The 578-nt window shown below is 67.5% G+C and carries 1 pseudogene; it reads right to left on the bottom strand.

The window, feature by feature from the left end:
- Nucleotides 1-301 (bottom strand): annotated as a pseudogene (locus ABD817_RS39475) (sugar ABC transporter substrate-binding protein); the annotation flags it as partial.
- Nucleotides 302-578 lie beyond the last annotated feature (277 nt).

Genomic DNA, 578 nt, shown 5'->3' with positions numbered 1-578 from the left:
CGTTGATGTCATTGGTCGGCTCGACCGGCTTGAACTCCACATCGGAGTACTCCTTGGCCGCGGCCTCGGCGTTCTTCGCGATCGCGGCGATCCACCCGTGATCGGCCGCCGGCGCCGAGAACCCGATGACGACCTTGTCACCGGGGGCGTCGTTCCCACCGGTCGCGGCCGGCACCGGCGCCGAAGCCGCCGCGGCCGACGGCGCCGGCGCCTCGTTCCCCGTGCACGCCGTCACCAGCGCACCCGCACCGATAACCGCACCGCCGAGCAGGAAACCCCTGCGCGCGACGTTCTCTGTCATGATCTTGCTCCTTCTTGGGGGTGAATCTCTTGGGGGGTGAAACGTGGGGGGTTGGGTGGGCGTGTGAGGCGCCCCTCGATCTCCTGACCGGCCCGTGGGGCGCGGTCTAGGTTCGTGATTCGAGACTGCGCCGCTGGAGCAGCACGGCCACCACGATGATCAGGCCCTTGGCCACCAGCTGGTCGCTGGTGTTGAGCCCGTTGAGAATGAACAGGTTCGTGATCACGGTGAAGATCAGCAGACCCAGGATCGACCCGATGATCGATCCCCGGCCCCC

The organism is Streptosporangium oxazolinicum (genome assembly GCF_039537505.1).
Taxonomy (GTDB): Bacteria; Actinomycetota; Actinomycetes; order Streptosporangiales; family Streptosporangiaceae; genus Streptosporangium; species Streptosporangium oxazolinicum.
This window is presented reverse-complemented; position numbering and strand designations above follow the sequence as displayed.